Annotated in this window: 15 protein-coding genes and 1 tRNA gene; 5 read left to right on the forward strand and 11 right to left on the reverse strand. The window is 60.8% G+C overall.

All coding sequences use genetic code 11. The annotated features are described in order from the left end of the window. Positions 1 to 71: 71 nt before the first annotated feature. The gene (locus ALC15_RS06250) at positions 72 to 935 is read right to left on the reverse strand and encodes an outer membrane protein (RefSeq protein ID WP_094193695.1); all 864 of its coding nucleotides are present in this window, start codon (positions 933 to 935) and stop codon (positions 72 to 74) included. Between the two features lie 240 nt (positions 936 to 1,175). Here ALC15_RS06250 and ALC15_RS06255 point away from each other — a divergent pair. Next, positions 1,176 to 1,265: transfer RNA gene (locus ALC15_RS06255), tRNA-Ser, on the forward strand. A 116-nt stretch (positions 1,266 to 1,381) separates the two neighbouring features. Here ALC15_RS06255 and ALC15_RS06260 read toward each other — a convergent pair. From ALC15_RS06260 to ALC15_RS06290, 8 genes are all read right to left on the reverse strand, one after another. Then, positions 1,382 to 3,154 (reverse strand): tetratricopeptide repeat protein, encoded by a 1,773-nt coding sequence (locus ALC15_RS06260; RefSeq protein WP_050626510.1) that lies wholly within the window; start codon positions 3,152 to 3,154, stop codon positions 1,382 to 1,384. 39 nt (positions 3,155 to 3,193) lie between these two features. Beyond that, on the reverse strand, positions 3,194 to 4,594 hold the full coding sequence (locus ALC15_RS06265; RefSeq protein WP_050626511.1) for an HlyD family type I secretion periplasmic adaptor subunit: 1,401 nt from the start codon (positions 4,592 to 4,594) through the stop codon (positions 3,194 to 3,196). Beyond that, positions 4,591 to 7,464 (reverse strand): peptidase domain-containing ABC transporter, encoded by a 2,874-nt coding sequence (locus tag ALC15_RS06270; protein WP_244485948.1) that lies wholly within the window; start codon positions 7,462 to 7,464, stop codon positions 4,591 to 4,593. The genes ALC15_RS06265 and ALC15_RS06270 overlap by 4 nt, the downstream gene beginning before the upstream one ends. A gap of 126 nt (positions 7,465 to 7,590) precedes the next feature. Further along, positions 7,591 to 8,082, reverse strand: coding sequence for a hypothetical protein (locus tag ALC15_RS06275; RefSeq protein ID WP_050626512.1), 492 nt, complete (start codon positions 8,080 to 8,082; stop codon positions 7,591 to 7,593). A 59-nt stretch (positions 8,083 to 8,141) separates the two neighbouring features. Continuing rightward, the gene (locus ALC15_RS06280) at positions 8,142 to 8,378 is read right to left on the reverse strand and encodes a hypothetical protein (RefSeq protein ID WP_128089437.1); all 237 of its coding nucleotides are present in this window, start codon (positions 8,376 to 8,378) and stop codon (positions 8,142 to 8,144) included. 135 nt (positions 8,379 to 8,513) lie between these two features. After that, complete coding sequence (locus ALC15_RS45120; RefSeq protein ID WP_050626514.1) at positions 8,514 to 9,434, reverse strand: hypothetical protein; 921 nt, start codon at positions 9,432 to 9,434, stop codon at positions 8,514 to 8,516. Continuing rightward, on the reverse strand, positions 9,431 to 10,549 hold the full coding sequence (locus tag ALC15_RS45125) for a DUF4347 domain-containing protein (RefSeq protein ID WP_200914646.1): 1,119 nt from the start codon (positions 10,547 to 10,549) through the stop codon (positions 9,431 to 9,433). Before ALC15_RS45125 ends, ALC15_RS45120 begins: the two co-directional genes overlap by 4 nt. 90 nt (positions 10,550 to 10,639) lie before the next feature. Continuing rightward, entirely contained in the window at positions 10,640 to 11,044 is a 405-nt protein-coding gene (locus ALC15_RS06290) for a hypothetical protein (protein ID WP_050626515.1), read from the reverse strand. Positions 11,045 to 11,477: 433 nt separating this feature from the next. On the opposite strand from ALC15_RS06290, the gene ALC15_RS06295 reads away from it, so the two are divergent. The 3 genes from ALC15_RS06295 to ALC15_RS06305 all read left to right on the forward strand — a co-directional run bounded on the left by ALC15_RS06295 (position 11,478) and on the right by ALC15_RS06305 (position 18,350). Further along, positions 11,478 to 15,776 (forward strand): FkbM family methyltransferase, encoded by a 4,299-nt coding sequence (locus ALC15_RS06295; protein ID WP_128089438.1) that lies wholly within the window; start codon positions 11,478 to 11,480, stop codon positions 15,774 to 15,776. A 67-nt stretch (positions 15,777 to 15,843) separates the two neighbouring features. Then, on the forward strand, positions 15,844 to 16,929 hold the full coding sequence (locus ALC15_RS06300) for a tetratricopeptide repeat-containing glycosyltransferase (protein WP_050626517.1): 1,086 nt from the start codon (positions 15,844 to 15,846) through the stop codon (positions 16,927 to 16,929). Then, a complete protein-coding gene (locus ALC15_RS06305) occupies positions 16,926 to 18,350 on the forward strand; it encodes a glycosyltransferase family 1 protein (protein ID WP_128089439.1) in 1,425 nt (474 codons plus the stop codon). The genes ALC15_RS06300 and ALC15_RS06305 overlap by 4 nt, the downstream gene beginning before the upstream one ends. A 166-nt stretch (positions 18,351 to 18,516) precedes the next feature. On the opposite strand, the gene ALC15_RS43105 is transcribed toward ALC15_RS06305, so the two are convergent. Then, positions 18,517 to 18,699 carry a hypothetical protein gene (locus ALC15_RS43105; protein ID WP_128089440.1) on the reverse strand — a complete coding sequence of 61 codons (183 nt, stop codon included), beginning with the start codon at positions 18,697 to 18,699 and terminating at the stop codon, positions 18,517 to 18,519. 461 nt (positions 18,700 to 19,160) lie between these two features. Here ALC15_RS43105 and ALC15_RS06310 point away from each other — a divergent pair, with 461 nt between their 5' ends. Then, positions 19,161 to 19,448 (forward strand): DUF5658 family protein, encoded by a 288-nt coding sequence (locus tag ALC15_RS06310; RefSeq protein ID WP_244485949.1) that lies wholly within the window; start codon positions 19,161 to 19,163, stop codon positions 19,446 to 19,448. 126 nt (positions 19,449 to 19,574) lie between these two features. Here the strand turns inward: ALC15_RS06310 and ALC15_RS06315 are convergent, their stop codons facing one another. Beyond that, complete coding sequence (locus ALC15_RS06315; protein ID WP_050626519.1) at positions 19,575 to 20,495, reverse strand: alpha/beta fold hydrolase; 921 nt, start codon at positions 20,493 to 20,495, stop codon at positions 19,575 to 19,577. Between the last annotated feature and the right edge of the window lie 127 nt (positions 20,496 to 20,622).

The following is a 20,622-nucleotide window of genomic DNA, read 5'->3' on the forward strand; positions in this document are numbered from 1 at the left end:
CGGTCAACACCGTCGCGCGCTGGGCACCGAGAGAACTTCGGGTAAACTCGACGTCGCTCGGCGGCGGCCGATCAGTATTTCGCGAGCGGCGGGCCGCTGAATCTGTAATTCACCCCGACCCGCACGATATTGTCGGTGAACCTGGTCCCAAACGACGCGTTGACGAAATTGGTCGTCACAGTCGTGAAGCCGGAGTTTGGTGGCGGCAAGGAGTTGGTGACCGTGGTGGTCGCCGACACCGGCGCGCCGGCGAACCTGCCGAGATCCATGTAAAGATATTCAGCCTTGATCGACCAGTGGCTGTCGAGCGCAACCTCGCCTCCCGCCCCGACCGTCCACCCGGTGTGGGTGGCACCCCAACTGGATGGGAGCGAGGGTGCATTTGCGTCGAAATGGCCATAGGCCAAGCCGCCGGTTGCATAGAGCAGCAGCTGCGGAGCAGCCAGAATGCCAGCACGGCCGCGGAAGGTGCCGAACCAGTCCAGCCTGTAGTTGGCATTGATCAGCAGTGGTCCGGTTGCGCATCCCGTCGCCGAGCATAAAGCTCCGTCGGCGCGCTGGTCCGAGCCTTGGATGTCGGCCTCAAGACCAAGCAGCCAGTTCTGCCATTGCCAATTGTAGCCTACCTGTCCGCCCCCGATCATGCCGCTCGGGTTGGAGCTGCCCACGATGGGCTGGGGAGCAATTCCCCTGACCGAGGGCGGTTCGACGGGAACGCCGCCGGGAAAGAACACTTCAAACAAGGATAGTCCGGAAAGGGTTCCATCGTCGCGCTCATGGCCCCAGCCGTATCCGACGTTGCCGCCGATATAGAGGCCGGTCCAGTTGTAAGCAACGGGAGCGATCGTGGGTGTCTTGATCGACAAATCGGCGGCCAACGCGCCTTGCGTCAGCAACGAGCCGGCTACCGCTGTTACGACGACAATCCGTATCATCAGCTGGCGCCCCGAGAATAAGCAATCCCGAAAGCGATACTGATAGCGCTTTTTGCAAGCGTAGTCCGTCACAGAAACGTCACACCTTTATAGAGCTCGCCGCCGAGCCTTCGCGATCTCGGCGGAGCGCAGCAGTCAACGGCACCTGCCGGATGTCTCAAGCGCTTTGGGACCGGTTTGGGACCAACTTCGCGTTGCGTTCAGAGTCCCCGTACTGTAAGCGACTGAAATTCTTGATCCGGAAGGGTGGCCGAGTGGTTTAAGGCACCGGTCTTGAAAACCGGCGTGCCCGCAAGGGTACCGTGGGTTCGAATCCCACCCCTTCCGCCATAACGTCCATCCTCTGCACGACGTTGATGGCGTTGGGCTCTGCCGCAAGCAGTCAAAAAGCTACGGTTGGAATCCACGGTTATCGATTTGATCGTTCAAACTTCCGCGTCTGCTTGCTAGACGGCCATTCTTGAAGTGGCCGCCGACAGCTCGGCGAGCTCGGACTCGGCCTCCAGAATGCCCTGCGCTACGGCACTCTCAAACCAATGCCGCGCCTCGCGAACGTTCCTTGGTTCCGCAGCTCCTGCTCGCAGATAGCGCCCGAGCATGAGCTGCGCGTGGCCGTGCCCCAGTTCGGCGGCGGCTCGAAACCAGTGTGCGGCTCTAGCCCGGTCGATCGCGGCTCCATGACCTCCACTGTGGATCGCGCCAAGCGCGAACATCGCGCCACTATGTCCCTTTTCGGCAGCTTGCTCACAGAGCTTGATTGCCTTCGCGACGTCCGTCTGGCCGCCGCGGCCGTTGACCAGCATTTCGGCCAGGGCCGCTTGACCGTCCGCGTTACCGGCCTCGGCGGCAAGTGCAAACCATTCGCGTGCGGCCTTCAGGTCTGCCTGGACACCACGTCCTTCGCTCAACAGCCGACCAAGCATGTACTGAGCTTCTGGCAGGCCCTCTGCCGCCCGCCGCAGCCAAATCGCAGCTTGCTGCTCGTCTCGCTCCGCGCCGACCCCCTGAAGCAAGCACACTCCAAGATTGAAGGCCGCGGCGAGGTCGCCACCGGCGGCGGTTTTCCTGAACCAGTCGGTTACCGGAGGCCGCCCACCGGGCATTGCGAGACCCGCGAGTAGCTGCTGAGCGAGAGCGATCTGGGCGCTGCCGTCTCCAGCGTCGGCCGCTGCGTGCAACCATCTTGCGGCCTCCTCGGCGTCGATGGGCACTCCCGCGCCGGTCATATAAAACGAGCTCAGGGAGCGAGCCGCGGTTGCGCTGCCGGCCTCCGCGGCGCGCCGATACCAGTTCGCGGCTTCAGCATAGTTCGGCGGCATCGCGCCGCCCTTGGTGTAGAGATGGCCGATCATCTCGGCCGCGCGAGCATCTCCGGCGAGCGCAGCGCGTCTCAACCAGGATTCTCCGAGTACCGGATCCGGGGTCACGGTCCTGCCTTCGATCAAGGCTGCTCCCCATTTCATCTGGGCGGCGCGGTGCCCGAGCTCTGCGGCCTTTCGAAAATGCTCGGCTGCATTGGCTGGATCCTTCTCGATGCCGGTTCCCTGTTCGGCGAGAACGCCGAACATGTAGAGAGCCGACGGAATCCCGGTCGCGGCTGCGGCACGAATATGCTCGGCGATCTCCGCCTTGCGTTCGGAGAGCCGGGCGTCACCGGCTAACGCCAGCGCGTAACCGAGGTGGCCCTGCGCGCAGCCGCCGGAAGCCGAACGTTGATAGCAGTCGCGCGCCTCGTCCGGATTGCGCAGATGCTCCGGACCATAGGTCAAGACATAGCCGAGCAGGGCCAAGCCTTCGGCCGAGCCAGCATGCGCCGCCATACGAGCCCATTTGTGCGCAGCTTCGAAATCGGGGGCGGCGCTGCTGGCGACATTCGTTGCAATCGCAGAAAAGAGCCGCGCTGCGCCCTCGCCGGCGCTCGTCTCCGGAGCGGACGCCAGCCCCTGCACGAGCAGCGCCGCGAGCAAGCATTGGGCCTCGGCGCTGCCATGCAAAGCCGCCTGCTCCAGCCAGCGCACAGCCTCGGCCGGGCTGTAAGGCACACCTGATCCCTGCAGGTAGAGCCGACCGATCTGATATGCAGCCTCGGGCAAGCCCGCCTGGGCGGCCTGCGCAAGCAGTGGCAGAGCTTCCGTGAACTGCTCTTTCTCGAGCAACCCCAGGCCGCGGCGCAACGCGGCCGTGGGCGAGGCTTTGCCGATCAGTCGATCAAACAGCATATGCAAATCGCTTTGTCGTCCGTCGCAGACTGTTGAGGTTCAGGGCTCCCGCATCGCTTCCTGGGTCACCGGCAGCATCAGTCCGAGCAGATATTTGAGGACTGTGCGTTGCCCGACCTTGATGTCCGCCGTCACGGGCATGCCAGGCACCAGCTTAAAGCCGGCAGGCACGTCGTGCAAAGCCATCCGGTCGAGGCTGATCCGGCCGCGATAGAACGGCTCCGTCGTCGCGGCTGCGGGAATTGCGCTCGTTGGATTGCGCGCTTCAGCTTGCGCATTGAAGGCATCGGGGCTCACTACGCGGACGGTACCCTCCGCCATGCCGTATTGCGAATACGGAAAGGTATCGAATTTAATCGCAACCGGATCGTTGACGTGGACAAAGCCGTTGTCCCGGCCGGGAATGTTGGCTTCCACCTCAAGCGGCGCATCCGTGGGCACCAGCGTGATGAATTGCTGTCCCGACTGCATCACCGATCCGACCGATACTTTCGAGACGGCCTGGACGATTGCATCCACATTGCTGCGCAGCTCGACCAGCTTCCGGCGCAGCTTCGCTTTGGCTACAAGCTCGCGGGTGTTCGCCGCCTTGACCGAACTCTCCTGCAGCTTCTGCGACGTTTCGGCCTTCCAGCCGCGGATGAAGCCATCCCGTTCGGAGGCGAGCGCGGATTGGTCGCGCTTGGCGCCCTCGCCGGTCGCGACGGCGTTGGCGAGAGCGCGCTCCATTTCCACACGGGTATCCTTGGCGATCAGCGAGTTCAACCGGCTGCCGGTCTGGGTCGCCTCCAGCTTCCTGCGCATGTCCTCGATGCTCTGTGCGACATCAAGACGTTCGCGATAGCCGGCAGCGTCCGAGTTCGAGCGGGCGATCACCGAATCGAGCTCTTTGAGCTTCTGATCGTAATTCTGCAGTTTCAGATCGAACTGCGCATGGCGATGCTCGAAGATCGAGGCCTGCAGCATCCAATGTGGATCGCTGCCGTCAAACTTGAACGCTTGGCCATCGGCTTCCGCACGCAACCGCGCGACTTCAGCGTCGAGGCTGCTGGCCTGATCTTCGAGCGCGACGAGGTCGGCTTCCGCAAACGTCGGATCAAGTCTGGCGAGCACGTCGCCTGCATGCACGCGTTGTCCTTCCCGCACTTCGATCGAACGCACGATCGAGGTCTCGAGCGGCTGCACCAGAATCGTTGGCGCCTGCGAGACGACGATTCCTCGCGCCGAAACCACCTGATCGACCGGCAATACGCTGGCGACCACGATCAGGGCAAGCACCATGCTGGCCACCAGCCAGACCATGTGTTGCGCCGAGCGCGGGACCGGGGTGTTGATGATAGCCGTCGAGGGTTGCTGAAACTCGAGGATGATCGGCAGGGTCGGATCATTTTTCCGCGAGCCGAACAGGGTCGGCAATGACGGCGTATGGACGTCGCTCATTGATCGGGTGCCCCCGTGACCAAGCGCGGCGCAGCGCTCGGCTTTGGCGCCGTGATATGACGATTTTGCTGATTCCAGAGCTGGCGATAGATTGCACAACGCTCCACCAGGACGTCATGCCTGCCGTAATCGACGATACGCCCCTGGTCTAACACCAGGATGTGATCGCAATCGACCAGAGACGACAGCCGATGTGAAACGATAATCATGGAGCGGCCGGTTGCGATCCGCTCCAGGTTGGCGGTGACCACCGCTTCGCTTTCCGGATCGAGCGCACTTGTTGCCTCATCCAGAATGAGAATCCGCGGGTCGGTGATCAGGGCCCGCGCGATCGCAAGACGCTGACGCTGACCGCCTGACAGGTTGGGTGAACCTTCCTCGATATAGGTATCGAAGCCGTTCGGCATCCGCTCGATGAACTCCTCCGCGCCGGCGAGCCGCGCGGCGTACACGGCATCCGACAGCGTCAGGCCGGGGCGCCCCGCGATGATGTTGTCGCGGATCGAACCGCGAAACAAAAAGTTCTCCTGCAGCACGACGCCCAGGCTCTGGCGCAGATGGCGCAGATCTACATCGCGCAAATCTACGCCGTCGATCTTCACGAAGCCCTTGTAGTCGCGATTGATCCCTTGCAGCAGACGGGTAATCGTCGACTTGCCGGAGCCGCTACGTCCAACAACTCCGAGCGTCGTTCCGGCCGGCATCGCGAAGGTAACACGGTCCAGCGCCGGCACAGTCGTATTGCTGTAAGTGAAGGTAACGTCCTGAAACGAAATTTCGCCGGCGAATTTTGGCCGCAGCCCGGCCGATCGCGCATTGCTCTCGGTCGGCCGGTTGAGCACCGACGCCGCCTCGCCGATGGCCGCACCGATCTCCTCGTATTCCTCGATCAAGCGCGCCAGCCCGACAAGCGGCTGCGCGGCCCGGCCGGACAGCATCAGGAAAGCGAACAGGCCTCCGACCATGTAGCCGGAAGGATCATTCATGGCGATGTAGGCACCCAGCATCACGGTGCCGATAACCATGATACGCTCGATCGGCGTCACCAGCGTCTGAGGCCAGTTGGAAAGCTTGCTGAACGCGAGCTGCCACTTGCCGACCTCGGCAATCCGCTCGTCCCACAACGATCGGCGCTGCGGTTCGAGCGCCAGGGCCTTGACCGTCTTGATGCCGACGATGGTCTCGCCCAGCGTGGCCGACTTCCATGTCTCGGCCGTGGTTACTCGGGAATACATCTCACGCATCGGCCTGAGGTAAGCCAGAATGATCAGCAGGATCATGAAGGCGCAACCGAGCACGATGCTGGCTAGAATCGGGCTCAGGTAAAACAGGAACGGCAACAGGACGCAGAGCGTCATCAGATCCAGGAACGTGGTCAGCAGGCGTCCGGTCAGGAACTGCCGCACTTTGTAAACCTGGGCTATGCGAAACATGGTCTCGCCCGCAGGATGTCTCTCAAAATAGTCGAGCGGCAAGCGCAGCAGCCGATTGAAGACATGCAGATTGAGCCGCGCATCAAGACGCGCGCCGACCACCGCGATGATCAGGCGGCGGGCATGACCCAGGATGGCCTCGTACACCACGACCACCGCCATCACCGTGGCCAGCAGGATCAAGGTCGAGGTGCTGTGGAATTGCAGCACCTTGTTCACCATCGTCATCACCAGCAGCGGAGGGAAAATGGTGAGGAAGCTGATGGTGACGGAAGCTATTCCGATGTCGCGCAGCGATCGATGTTCCTGCAGCACCAGCTCCGACAACCAGCGCAAGCTGAACGGCGCGTCGGCCGCGACGTGTCCGCGATTGGCGCGTACCAGGATCGCCTCGCCCTCCCAGACCTGAGCGAGGCGCAACTCATCGACCGCGACAGGCCGTGCCTCCGGTGGGGCGCCGGGGTCTCGCATCAGCAGGACGCGTTGCTCGGCATTGACGCCGACCATCAGCCCGGCACTGCCATCCTTGAACAGCAGGACCACCGGTTCGTCGCTGCTCATGCGCAGCAAGTTGCGCCAGCCGGTGCGAATGGCGCGTGACCACAGCCCTGCGTTTTGCGCCCACTCCGACATCGACGCGGCCGATGGGAGCGATTGTGATGCGTCACCTCTGAACTCGTTGACATCGAGTTCGACGCCGTGGTGACGCGCCACCTGGATCAAGGCCTGCAAGCGGAGCTGGCGCATCGGGTTTGAGCTACCATCGGCGGCCTCGCTCGGCGCGGCGGGACCGATCCTCAGAACTGTTTGGCCCGTGTTGTCGACGCCCGGCTCCCGCGTCGATCTGCCGGAAGCCTCCTTTGTCCACGCAGAAGCGAAACGGGAGGCGCGCCGCGCGATCTGCGGCCTTATCCCCGCAAGCGCCGCGCCCAAATGGCTAGTAGTGAACTCGGCCCCGTCACGCAGCCGACGAACAAGGTGTGTCCAGGCGTCGCGAGTTGCCCGGCCAAGCTCACGCCTGCCCTTGCGCGGGGCGAGAGACCGACGTTGCGGCGGCCGCGAAGGTGTTTGGTCCGCTTGCTTCGAGCCGTGCCAGGCGCGCTTCGCCGGCGGGCCTTGCGCAATCCTTGCTTCCGTGAGCGCGACGGTCGCAATTTTGAACTGGGCATGTCGCCGGCCGAATGACGACGCCTCAGCGCGTGCGCTGGCCTCGACCTGCATCACCGCTTCGTCAAATGCGCGCGCCTCTCCGTCGGCCTCCTCCTGTGTAAGGTCGTGGCGTTCCTGCAGACGATTGGCGAGCAACGACCGGCCGCGACAATAGAGGTCATGTCGCCCTGCTTCGTCGCCAGGGCTCAAGCCGGCAATAGCCTTTTGCAGCAAGCGAACAAATTTGTTTTCGCCTGCCTGGTCGCTTCCACTACCTGGGCCGGCCAATATAAATCTCCGATCGAAATATGCGGTATTTTTTCACTATGCCTCGGCGAAATCAACGTTTTTGAGCCGGACCGGCTCTGGAAGTCCGGTCTTTGGTTTACGTCACGCGCCCGGATCTCGCCGCGTTCAGGCGAGTCCAAACAATTGTTCCAGACGAGACGGCAATGCTCCACCCGCCCCGATTTCCGTACAACTCCGTTTCCAGCGCGCGAGATAGGCATCAACCGGAAGCGAGCTGCGTTCCGGCCAGCGATTGAGTGCGCCGATATCCTCGATACAAGCGCGATCGCTCTCGTAGACGGCCAGGATGCCGTGAATTGCCGGCCCGCGCGAAACCGACTGCCCTGCTTCCAGCTGCTCCCGGTTCGTATGCAGCCACGATGCTGCGCTTTCGGATGAACCCGCGGAACTATTCGGCTTGTCGAGTTGAAGCAGGTCGATCCGGTATTTCCGGATCGCGCCGGCAAAGGCTTGATCGTCGGCGAACGGCGGCGATCGTTCCCAACTGTCGGCGAGCAGCCGGAGCCCATGAATGGAAAAAGTCTCGACCAAGGCTTCTTCAAGCCATTGGGTCGGCGGCTGCGGTTTTGCCGAGAACTGCCAGCTGTTGGCGAACACATGCCCGAGCTCGTGGCCGAACTGATAGGCAGTCTTGCACCAATCGGCAGCTCCGACGTTCAGGATGATCGAAGCAGCCTGCGGCTGATCACGATGCAGCCAGACGGCGGGCGGGCCTGATGATGGTTCTCGATCAGCAGCTTTGCTGGCTGACGATCGGACAACAGGCGAAGCTTGCCGAGATTGACGGCCCTGACCCGCGTCAATACGCGCAACGTCGCCTCGCCGTAGCTCCAATCGCCGAGCAACTGGATCGGCACGGTCAGCAGATTGTTCGTGCTTGCACGCGCGGACACGGTGCTCCCGCTTGCAACAAGTGTGGCCGTCGTCAGCTTCAGGAAGCGACGCCGGCCAATTGCGCTCGAACCTAACATCATCTGGCTGACCAGGAACGGGCGCCGTAGCGCCCGTTCCGCTGCTCCTCGCAACCGCTAAGAGTCGTGCTTCGGCATGTGGTCGATCCACCCTGGCCGCTCGTCGACGTGGCCGACATTTCCAACGCCGCTGCTGTGGTTCGGATCGTTCGCCGAGCCTGTGCTCGACTGATTGATCCTGGCCAGCAGGCTCTCGGCCAAGCTCTTGATGGTGGTCAGGTCCGCCACCAATTGCTTGCCGCCGGTGGCTTGCTCGAGGGAATGGACGGCCTGGTCCAGTTCCGCCAGCTGCGTCTGCAGGAACATTGCCTTCAACGGGCCGACGACACTGTTGTGGTCGATCGACGTCGTCAGCGTCGAATCGTGGCCACCATCATGCGAGCCAGTGTGACCATGCCCGCCGGTGTCACCGGTCGCTCCGGTTGCGCCTGTCGCTCCGGTTGCACCAGTCGAACCCGTCGCTCCGGTCGCACCGGTGGCACCCGTGCTACCGGTCGCGCCTGTCGAACCCGTCGCTCCGGTTGCACCCGTGCTTCCAGTGCCGCCCGTTCCGCCCTTCGGCGGATCGAGCGTCCACACCGTGTAGGTATGACCGTCGAAGGTCGCCGTGCCGCTGTTGGAATAGAACCCGGCACCGACCTGGTTGCTGCTGTCGATGGTGACCTTTCCACCATCGAAGAACAGCTGACCGCTGCCATTCCACGACGGCAAGCCGGCACCGACACCTCCGATGCTGTCACCGGCATTGAAGTGCTCGACAGACGGGTTCTTGCCCGCATTGTTCGACACCTGCAGCAGATCGAGAGAGTTCACGGTTCCCGGCGCCATGTTGATCGTCAAGCCGCCGTTGTTCGTTCCCTCGATCACGACCGTCGCGTTGTAGACATCGATCGTTCCGGACAGGTTGCTGCCTGTCACGATCAGCGTCTCGTTCGCAGCGACGATCGTAGCGCCACCGGTCGGACCACCCGTGGTCACGACGGGGACCCCTGAAGGTCCGGTCGCGCCGGTCGCTCCGACAGGCCCGGTTGCGCCGGTCGCACCGGTTGCGCCTGTTGCACCGGTCGAACCGGTAGAGCCCTTCGGCCCCGTGGCTCCGGTTGCACCGGTGTCGCCAGTTGCGCCGTGGCTCCGGTCGCTCCGGTTGCGCCTGTCGCACCCGTGGCTCCGGTCGCACCTGTGGCCCCGGTTGCGCCCGTCGGACCGGTTGCACCTTGAACGGTGCTGAAGCCGGTGCCAGCAGAAGTTACTGCGTAGGTGCTGCTGTGGTTTCCAGTACCACTCAGGGTAGCGCCAGTATTGCTGACCGTCCCATTTGTAATCGTGGCAAGAGTTGAGATCGCACCGGTGCGATTATTCTGAAAATAGATGGTGTAGGTGTCTGAAGAACTTGAAGCAGTCGGAAGTACAATGGTTTCGCTGAAATTCTCATTGCTACCGGTGAAAGAGCTTACCGGCAGGATGAAGCTACCGATAATGGTATTACCAGTAGTTGCGTCGACAACGTAAATTGTAACACTGTTGTCGCCAGAAGTGTTGTCGAAGCCGGAAGTGCCCTGTGTCAGAGTTCCGCTTATTGTGAGATCTGTCGTTGCCGCTAGCGTGCCAGCGTAAGCCTGTTGCCCGCCTCTGGTTAGCGGGGCTTGCGAAGCCTTCGACAAGACCCACTCGCCCCCTAGCCTTTCAGCGCCCACTTTTCCGGTTGCACCGAAGATATCGACGCCCGTCAATTCGCGGAGCGCCTCGATAAAGCTCTCGCCAAGGGTCCCGGCGGACGTGTCACAGCTCCAAAGTCTCAGATCACCGTCAAGGGATAAAGTTCGGCCAATTTCGCGAAGGTCGTATTTGTAGTTCGCGATCGTTTCGCGTGACCACTCCCCCGCCGCGAATAGAACCTTGCCCGGCGCGCCGTGCGCGACGATGTGGATCGCATCGAGCCCGTCGATCCCCTCGAGCGCTTCGGCCATCTGCTGTGCGGCAGGCCGGCGGTGATCAAGCACGAGGGCCTGGACCTCTGGCCGCAAGTGCTGCAGCAGCGTGTTGAGATCCGGAATGAATGAATCGACAAAAAGAAATTCAGACTTGCCGCCCATCGGCCTGGTCCTTTCGTCAAAAACACATGTTGGGCCGTGCGCTGTTGGCGCCCGGCCCGAAATCAAAAAAGAAGCCGCCTGGCAAAAAGCTCAGGCGGCGTGTCCGCTTGCTCCACCCGACGGCGGAGTGTCTAAATCACTTCGTACTGCAAGAAACTCGGCGGGTTTGAACTCGCCGTTAGATTGAAACGTGCCGATGTCGTAGGCGCCTGACAGGCGCGCAACCTTGAGCCGGATCTCGACGCGGTTGAATTGGTTCGATGCATCGGGAAGCGTAACCTGCGACACGATCGCCTTGCTGTTGCGATCGATGATGAAATACGTGATGTTTCCCGTCGTCTGCCCGCGCGGCAGGTTCCCGGTCACCAGGATTTCGTGAAGGCCGATTGCGGAGAGTACACCGGCATATGAATCGATTCCGGTAGCCGTGATCGGCGGTCGGGCATGCTCGCGTTTCGGAGAAACCTTCGGCTTACCGGCGCAATCATTCGACATGCAATAACTCGACACGCTGCCTGCGATCTCTCCGAGCCAAAACGCCGGAGCAAAATCGTCAGTTTGAAAAACCCACTCCAAGCAGCACCGGCAGCTGCGTTGGTTCCAAATCTCAATAGCAATCAACAGCAATAAAAATTAACCACGAAAGGCAATCCTTCCGGAGGCCGTCAATTTAAAGCGGATTAGAACAAGCACCGCAAGAGATTTTTAATTAATGCTCACGTGAGGGAACTCCCGAACAAATACGGTACCGCCTCGTCAACTCGCGTGATTCACCGTAAAGGACCTTTGCTCTCCTCCTTCGGCGAATTTGGATTAGTGTGAGAATATCGAGGGATGCGGACGAAGGTTGCTCGTTCGTCTCGATCAGGCAGGCATATTTCGTCGGTCTGGCGCAGGGGATTTAACCGTAAATCATAGAGTTCGCGCAGTGTCAGACGCCAAGCGGCTTTGCCTGAACATGATCGTCAAGAACGAGATGGCAAATCTGCAACGCTGTCTCAATTCCGTCGCAAAACACATCAGTTGCTGGGTGATCGGGGATACCGGCTCGAGCGACGGCACGCAGGATTACATCAAGCGCTTCTTCGCCGAACGGCAGATTCCCGGCGAGTTGCACAGCTTCCCGTTTCACAATTTCGAGCAGGCCCGCAATGCGGCGCTCGATCACGCCTACGCGTCGTCGCTCGATTACGACTACCTGCTGTTCGACGACGCCGACATGGAACTGGTCGTCGAGGACGCGGATTTCCGCAGCAAGCTAACCGGCCCCGGCTATCGCTTGCGGCAATCGACATCAGGTGGCCTGAGCTATTCGAATACACGCATCGTTCGCCGCGATGCCGGAGCACGCTATCACGGCGTCACGCATGAATATATCGACGTGCCCGGCGGCGTCGAAGAACTGAGTGGCGTGTCGTATGTCGACCATGCCAGCGGATCCAATCGCGTCGACAAATTCGAGCGCGACATCCGTCTGCTGAAAACGGCGCTCGAGAAGGACCCGAAGAACGCCCGTTACTGGTTCTATCTCGCGCAATCCCTTCGCGATGCCGGCCGTGCCGCCGAAGCTGCCGATGCATATGCCAGACGCGCCGACATGGGCGGTTGGGATGAAGAAGCCTGGATGGCGCGCCTGCAACAGGCCCGCTGCCTGCGCAGCCTCGGCGACGAAGGTGGATTTGTCAGCAAGGCCCTGCAGGCGTTCAACCAGCGTCCGCAACGCGCGGAGCCGATTTACGACCTCGCAAGGTTCTACCGGGACAGAGGGCAAAACCACGCGGCCGCGCTGTTCGCAGAGTACGGGCTGACAGTTGGATATCCGAGATCGGACATCCTGTTCGTCGAGGACTACGTCTACAGGACCGGACTGCTGGAGGAATATTCGATCGCCGCAAACTACGCCGCGGACGCGGAGCGAAAAAATCGTGGCTTCGCAGCGTGCAATTATCTCGCGCTCAATCGGGAGATTGCCGACGCGCCGCGCGAACTGGCGTGGTCAAATCTGCATTTCTATGCGCAGCCGGCACACGCCGTCCTGCCTTCGTTTCAGTCGAAGCGCATCGATTTCTCCGCGCCTGACGGCTACGTCCCGCTCAATCCGTCGGTGACGCGATTGGGGGACCAGATCCTCGTCGCGCAGCGAGCCGTCAACTACGTCATGACGGAGGATGGTCTCCAGTATGAGACCTCGAACGAGGAGCCGATCAAGACCCGCAACTTCCTTCTCCACCTTGACGACGATCTGTCGGTCCGCTCCAGCAGCGAAATCCTGGCTCCAAGCGATTTGCCCGCGCCGGCCTTCCCAGCGGTCCAGGGCTTCGAGGACATGCGGCTGTTCGCCTGGCGCGGCGCCCTGTGGAGCAGCGCCTGTATCCGCGAGCTCACGCCGGAAGGCTGGTGCGAACAGGTATTGGCGCGCCTTCAGGAGGATGAGCGCGGCAGCTATCGCTTGGTCGAGTGGCGAAAAATTCAGGCCGACGGTCCGAAACGAGATGAAAAGAACTGGATGCCGCAGGTCGCCGGAGACGACCTGAACTTTCTCTATCTCTGCGATCCCACTCGCCTTGTAAACGCCGAAGGCAAAACGCTGCAGGAGCACGATTCGCCGATCTCAGCGGCGCGCTTTCGCGGCGGATCGCAACTGGTTCCGTTCGATGATGGCTGGCTCGCCTTGATCCATGAGGTGCAGTGGCGCCCGGCCGAACGCAGGCGCTTCTACTTTCACCGATTCGTCCGTTTCGATCGTTCCAACAATATGACGGCGGTCAGCTGCCCGTTCTATTTCAACCGGAAAGGCGTCGAATTCGCAGCCGGGCTCGCGTGGCATCCGGACCAACGGCGGCTTGTGGTGTCCTTCAGCGTTGCCGACTCCGAAGCGTGGATCGCGACCGTCGAAGCTTGCGACATCCGTCGCGTACTGGAGCCGACGAACAACATCTGGGATGGCCGCACCCGCAGCCGGCCAGCCATCCCCGTTGATCCTGTTGTCGAGTCCGTGGTGATGGGGCAGCCGGTCCGGTTCGTCGTGACCAATCCGTCCGACGCGATCATGAAGTTTCATCAGCGCGGGCAATTTTACGAAGCCGAGGAACTGCAGCTCATTTCGAGTCACTATCGGGGGACCGGAGCCTTCGTCGACGTTGGCGCGAACGTCGGCAATCACGCGGTATACATCTCGAAGTTCACCAATGCTCCAAGGATTATCGTCTTCGAGCCCAATGAAGTCGCCGCGTCGATCCTGAAGGCGAACTGCAGCCTGAACGGATGCCGTAACGTGGACATCAACCACCTCGGTACCGCGCTCGGCGCGAAACGCGGGAAACTGCGCAAGGAAACTCCTGACCCCGACAATCTTGGACACACCTGCTTCATCGCTGACCCACTCGGCGAGGTGAACGCAATTCCGGGCGATTCAGTGTTGCTCGATGAGCCGGTCGAGTTCATCAAGCTCGACGCCGAGGGGATGGAATTTGAGATCCTGGAAGGATTACGGGAAACGATCAAGCGGTGGCGCCCGACCATATTCATCGAGATATGGGACTTCGCCAGCGCGGCTTTCAAAGACTGGTGCGACCAGCACGAATACCGCACGATCGGGAGCTACCAACGCTATTCCGGCATCCAGAACTACCTCATTGCGCCAATCCCGATCGCGAAGGATGGCCCCGTCGAGCCCCAATCAACCAATGATTTCTTCGGGAGTTTTGCCCCCTTCCTTCGCCAAGCCGATTCGATAGGAGCGCGTCTCGGCTCGACCAGAGCCTTTGATGAGCGAATTGCTCCGCTGCTCGGAGACGGGTCAGGGCCGCTGCCGCAGATCAATCTATTTTACGAACCGATGTCGGATCAGCACCAAACGCTGATCGCCGCAACTTCGTCGATGCGCGACGCCGGGCATGCCGTTCGCGTCTGGACCTATTCGGCTCATAGGCTCGCGTTCCTTGCGGCACGCGGCATCTCGATCGGGAATGCGTCGGACATCGTGCCGAAGGCGCTGTTCGATCGAGCCGCGCAACGATCGGAAGTGCGCTTCTTTAGCGATATATTTCGCTACGCCCTGCTCTACGAATACGGCGGCCTCTGGATGGACGCCGACGTCATCCTGCTCAAGCCATTCCCGTTCATCGGCGACTACTTCTTCAATCTGCAGTGGCGCGGCGGACACCGCGGGCATTTTATCTGCGGCAACGTGATCTATGCAAAGCCGTTCAGTCGTCACTTGCGCGCGTTGTACGAGCGCTCCATCAACTGCTTGTACGAAACAGCCCCGATCATGTTCGGGGATATCGGACCCCGATTGCTGTCCGACTACATCGCCTCCCCCGATGGCGAGGAACTGCGGGCCAGCGTCTTCAGTCCCGTGTTCTTCAACGCGATCGATTGGACGGAGGTCGATGTCTTTCAGCGACCGGCGACGGAGCTGGCAAGCTACCTCCATGACGACCGCATATTCGGCTTGCATCTATGGACCGCACGCAATCAGAGCCGCGCAGAAAACCCCGGCTCCCTGATCGCCTGGCTGACGAAATCCGAAGATGGCCCGCTTGCACTGGCGGATTTGGCAGACCGCTTCAATACCGACAAGAACCGGCATACCGGCAACAGGCACGGCTACGCGCGGATTTATCAGCGCCTGCTGTCGAGCAGGCGCTTTTCGTTGCGCCGGATCATGGAGATCGGACTTTGCCGAGGCCTTGCGGAGGGCAAGCAGACGGAAGTCCCGTCGGTCGCCCTGTGGCAAAGCTTCTTCCCGTTCGGTCAGGTCATCGGCGTTGATCTGACCGACTTTTCGGCGCTCAACAATGAGCGGTTCAGGTCTGAAGTCTGCGATCAGTCCAATCGAGAACAGCTGCGTGCGCTGGCCAGTCGGCTCAAACATGAAACGTTTGACGTCATCATCGATGATGGCAGCCACGCCTCGCGCGACGAACAGCAGACCTTGGTTGAACTGTTTCCTTTGCTGGCCGACGGTGGCTGGTATTTCATCGAAGATCTGGATTGGCAGCCGCCGGGCGAGGATCCGGCCAGGATTGCACTAACCAAGACACTGCTTCGCGAGATGAAGCAGCACGGCGAAGTCCGCTCGCTGGATCCCTTCGGCGTGGCCAACCTTGCTCACCAGTTTGCTGAGATTCTTTTTTTCGACAGTCACTATGAGCTGGCCAGAGCCAGGCTGATGGGCGGGCTCGTCGCCATCCGCAAGCGGGGCGGATCCCGCGTGGTATGAGCACCGTGAACCATCAGTCGGCCGTCGGACGCTCTGCATTAATCTGGCGATTTGCTCAGGAGTTCGCTTGAAGGTTGCCGTCTACACTATTGCGTTGAACGAAGCCGCGCATGTTGAACGCTGGGCAAACTCGGCGGCCAACGCTGACTATCGAATTGTAGCCGATACCGGCAGCAGTGATGACACGGTCGAGCGGCTGGAACGTGCAGGAGTGATCGTTCACCGGATTGCGATCCGCCCTTGGCGTTTCGACGTTGCTCGAAATGCGGCGATGGCGCTCATTCCATCCGACGTAGAGATTTGCTGTTCGATGGATATGGATCGATACCTCGAACCGGGATGGCGGGAGAAGCTCGAGGCCGCGTGGGCACCGGATACGACAGCCCTCTTCTGCCGCACCGTCTACCGAACGAATCCCGACGATCCGGCAATCTTGCGCGGTTGGCCGACGAAGAATTTTCATCATCGCTGGGGCTATCGATTCAAGCGTCCGGTTCATGAAGCTCTCTCCTATTCCGGCAAGGAAATCACCAAAGAGTGCATCGATATCGTTATGTGCGAGGTGCAGGACCATTCAAAGGATACGCGACAACAGTATCTTCCGCTGATGGAAGTGGCGCATAGAGAGGATCCTGACGATGCGCAAATCTGCTTCTGGCTCGGTCGGGACTATATGTGGGCGAACAGAAGCGACGAGGCGACCGCCCTGCTTTCGCGCTACCTGGAATTGCCCACCAGCACGTGGGGCGAAGAGCGCGCCGAGGCGATGCGCTATCTAGCGCGAACTGCACCGACCAGGAAGATGTACTGGCTGGATCGAGCGCGGCTGGAAGCCCCACACCGGCGCGAGATCTGGCTGGACCTCGCTGAGCAACTTCATGCCGAAGCAGATTGGACCAATCTCTTCTGGGCGTGCACGAACGGCATAGGAAAGACGCATCGCACCGGCAGCTATCTCGATGACGAGCACAGTTGGGGTTTCCGGCTATACGACCTCGGCGCGATCGCTGCTTGGCACATGAACATCATGGATCAAGCTGTCGTATGGGGGCGTGCCGCCCTCGATCTAGACCCTCGCAATCAGCGGCTCATCAACAATCTGGAGTTCTTTGTTAAGCGCCGAAGCGTGATGAATGCGGGGAACGCGACGTGACTTCTGAATGTTCGCAAGCCAAATTCTTCACGTCATTCGGTACGATCACATATGTCGACCCGGCAACGGGAGCGCTCCGGCACGGTTCAAGCGGACAGGTCCCCGATAATCTGGTCCTGTTAGTGCCCCCGGATCCGGCGAGCCGCTACTGTCGCGTGCGCTACACGGCAGACGTCGCGAAGCCGTCCGAGGACTTTGGCTTTGGTCGGCATGGCCTCAAGCCGATACTGGACAAGGACAGCACGGCGCCGTCGCTGGAACTGATCCGCTTGGAGCGCGGGCTCTTCTGCCTGAAACTGGGAAATGCTTTTCTCTCGGCGTATCCCGGCGGTGACTTCGGCCTGGCGGAGACCTGCAGCACGTGGGAGCTGTATCTCACCTCCCAAGACCTGGGACCTGATAGCTTCCCCGCGTCAGACTACCGATCTCAAGGTTACGCAAGCAGAAACATTCAGGAATATGTCGTTCATCCGACGGTCCGAGTTCGAACGGGTGTGAAACCGCGGAAAGCGAGGCTATTGGCCTTCGGGTATCCAGCTTGGTCTCATGGGCGGGTCTACTATGACCTGAGCAAGCATTTGTACGAGAATGGCTACATCTTAGACATCCTGAACTGGCAGCATAACCACGCGCAACACTTTGACGCGCTTCAATCGTACTATGATTGCTTCGTTACCGCGCTGGACGGTGTCAGCGTGTTGGTCGATACCTACAAGGTACCGTACGAACGGATCATCGCGGTGTCCCACCACGAGTTCGACATCCGGATGCTCATCGAAAAGAAGGGCATCGAAGTCTTCGAGAAATTCTCCAACTATGCCGTCGTGAGCGACTATGTCTACTGCGCCTCCCTCATGGCCGGCGTATCCAGGGTCCCCATAGTCGCCTCTCTCGGAGTCGACTACGAAACCTTCCACTCCCCGATTGCTGAGCGTTTGGACGCGGTCGGCTACGCTTCCTCCATGGCGACAACGACATACGGAGTCGAATGGAAGCGGGGTGTGCTCGCTCAATCGGCCGCGACGGCCGCCGGGCTACCCTTCAAGGTAGCCGGTTCGACAGCCAAACAAACGTCATTTCACGACATGCCGGAGTTCTACCGATCGGTCGGCGCCATCGTTACAAGCTCTATCAGTGAGTCTGGCCCCTTGCCCGTCTTGGAGGGAGCTGCCGCGGGACGGCTTGTCATCGGCACGCCCGTCGGCCATTTCCCGCAGAAGGCCTATCAGGGCGGTGGTATCATCGCTCCCATTCAAGCCGACAAGTTTGTGTCCTTCACTACGGCGACTCTGACGTTCTACAAGGAGAACCCTTCAGCCTATGTCGAGAAGTGCCAATCGATCCAAGAGGTCGCAAGAAACTTCGATTGGAAGTTCTCAATACAAGACTGGGTTGATCTAATTGAAGGGCGAAGACTCTGAGCACCGGCACTCGTGCACTTTGAAATCAGCTGCAAGATCGCGCCGTACCTTTAACGGTAGAATTTACAAGGTTACCCCCTTAACCCAAGCAAGAGCAGCCCGGTCAGATCGGCTCGACCGGAGCTTGCTTGACAGTTTGCGGCGTCCCTCTCGCAAGAGAGCAGCGTCAAGTCATAGCGGCCAGACGCGTGCACACGAGATCAATATGACCTCGCGGCGTATATAGACTGCTCGCATAAACATTTGGCAATTGCAGATGGTTCGCGCGTTGATCAATCAGATCAAGTTTCGTGTTCAGCGCGCTGACATCGATCTTCACTCCTTGCGCCTCCATCTCGCTCTCGATCAACCTGATCTCGTCATAGAGCCGCCTGATCCGGAGCTGCCATCTTGGTTTGCAAAAGGGTCAGCAGGACACCCGTAGCGATCGCAGCGGTCTCCAGCCCGAAGACAGCGGACTGCGATCCTGGATCCGTGCACCAATCAGCGGCGCTACGTGCGCGGCGCGGTTGCCTATCTGGTGGTCCAGAACGATACTGCATTCTGGGGATACGCGGTTCATCAGCCGAATATGCAGGCCCGCGGCGGACTAACCTCGAACGCGTCGCTGGCCGTGGCCAAACCGTAGCTGTTTGACGCAGTGCCGCGGAAAATCGAATTGATTCAGTGGGGTTGACAAGACATCCCTTCCGCCATGCATACCGCCTCCGCAGGCAGGCTCGTTGCGCGCCCCTTCCTGAACCAACAATTAACGAATCAGATTGATTGATAGGTGCATTGCCCGTTCGCGCCCGGCACCGAGAGGTTGAAATGAATTGGGTCAAGGCACTGCTGCTGCTTTCCGTACTGCTTCTGGGATGCGCCGATCTTGCCACCACCAATCGAATTCTGGAGCTCGGGTTCGGCGAAGCGAACCCGTTCATGCAGATGGCCCAGGCCTGGTTCGGCGTCTGGTGGCTGATCCCGAAACTGGGCTTGACCTATCTCGTCATCGCGCTGCTGTGGCGCAGTGAAAGCCTCACCAAGATTGCCCTTGTCGTGGCGTTCTGCTCAACGCCCGTCATCAACAATCTCGTCATCCTCGCCGGCGCGAGCTGAGTCATCGCGCGCCGACTGAGCCGGCGATGCGATCGTCCCGCTCGTTGTCGTGAGCAGGCATGACTCAACCAATGTCCAAGATCGCTGCCGCGTGGTCAGACTCCCGTTCTCTTGCTGGGCCCACCGTCAGGTCTGCGCGATGAACTCCGCGATCAGGCCTGCGATTTCCCGCGGTGCATCCTCGAAGCAGTAATGCCCGACGCCGGCAAGGCGCCTGACCGGCGCGGCCGGGAAGATTGCGGAAAACAGCGGCAGGAAATGGTCTGCATGCAGCGTGCGGTCCGCTTCGCCCCAGATCGCGAGCGCAGGCTTGCTGCGGATCGCGCGACCGGCGGCCGGAGTCGGTGCCTCGAATTGGTGCGCCCCGGTCGCAAAGCCCTTCGCCCATCCGATCGCACCGAGGCAGTCGGCCGGGCGCGCGAAAGGTGAGCCGTAGGCGGCGAGCCATGCGTCGGTGATGACGGCATTGTTCTCGAAGCCGTTGAGCTTGAGCGTGCTGAGGATGTTGAAGCCGAGTTGGCCGAGAACCGGCTCGAGCTCGCCGTTCGCCTCGGCCGTTGCGATCCATTGAAACCACGGCGAGACTTGCGCATTCGCGGTGACGCGCGCGAACAGATCGCTCTGCCCGAACGGCGTCGGCCCGTTGGCCGAGATGACGCGGCGGATCCGGTCCGGATGGCGTGCCGCGAGCCCCATGCCGACGGGACCGCCGAAATCATGCATCACGAGGGTGATGTCGGTGAGGTCGAGCGCGAGAACCAGGGCCACGAGATTGTCGACATGGTCCTGCAGCCAATAGCTGCGCTGCGCCGGCGTCGCGCTCTTGCCAAAGCCCATGTGATCGGGAACGACCACGCGCCGCGTTGCGCTCAGGACTGGCACCAGGTGCCGGAACAGATAGCCCCAGGTTGGTTCGCCGTGGAGGCAAAGCACCACCTCGCCGTCCCGCGGGCCTTCGTCGACATAGTGCATTTTGAAGCCTGGCGCCGTGCTGAAGTGCGGCGTGAAGGGAAAGGTGCCGTCGAACGTTGCATCGGATTGGATCATGGCTCGCCTCGGGTGGTTTTAATTTGAAACCATCGTGTATCCCTTGAGGTTTTACTTTGCAACCGATATATCCAGCTCTCGATCGGGCGGTCTTCCGGGCCGCGCCACGATGAAAGGCGTCAGGCGG

This window comes from Bradyrhizobium viridifuturi (genome assembly GCF_001238275.1).
GTDB lineage: Bacteria > Pseudomonadota > Alphaproteobacteria > Rhizobiales > Xanthobacteraceae > Bradyrhizobium > Bradyrhizobium viridifuturi.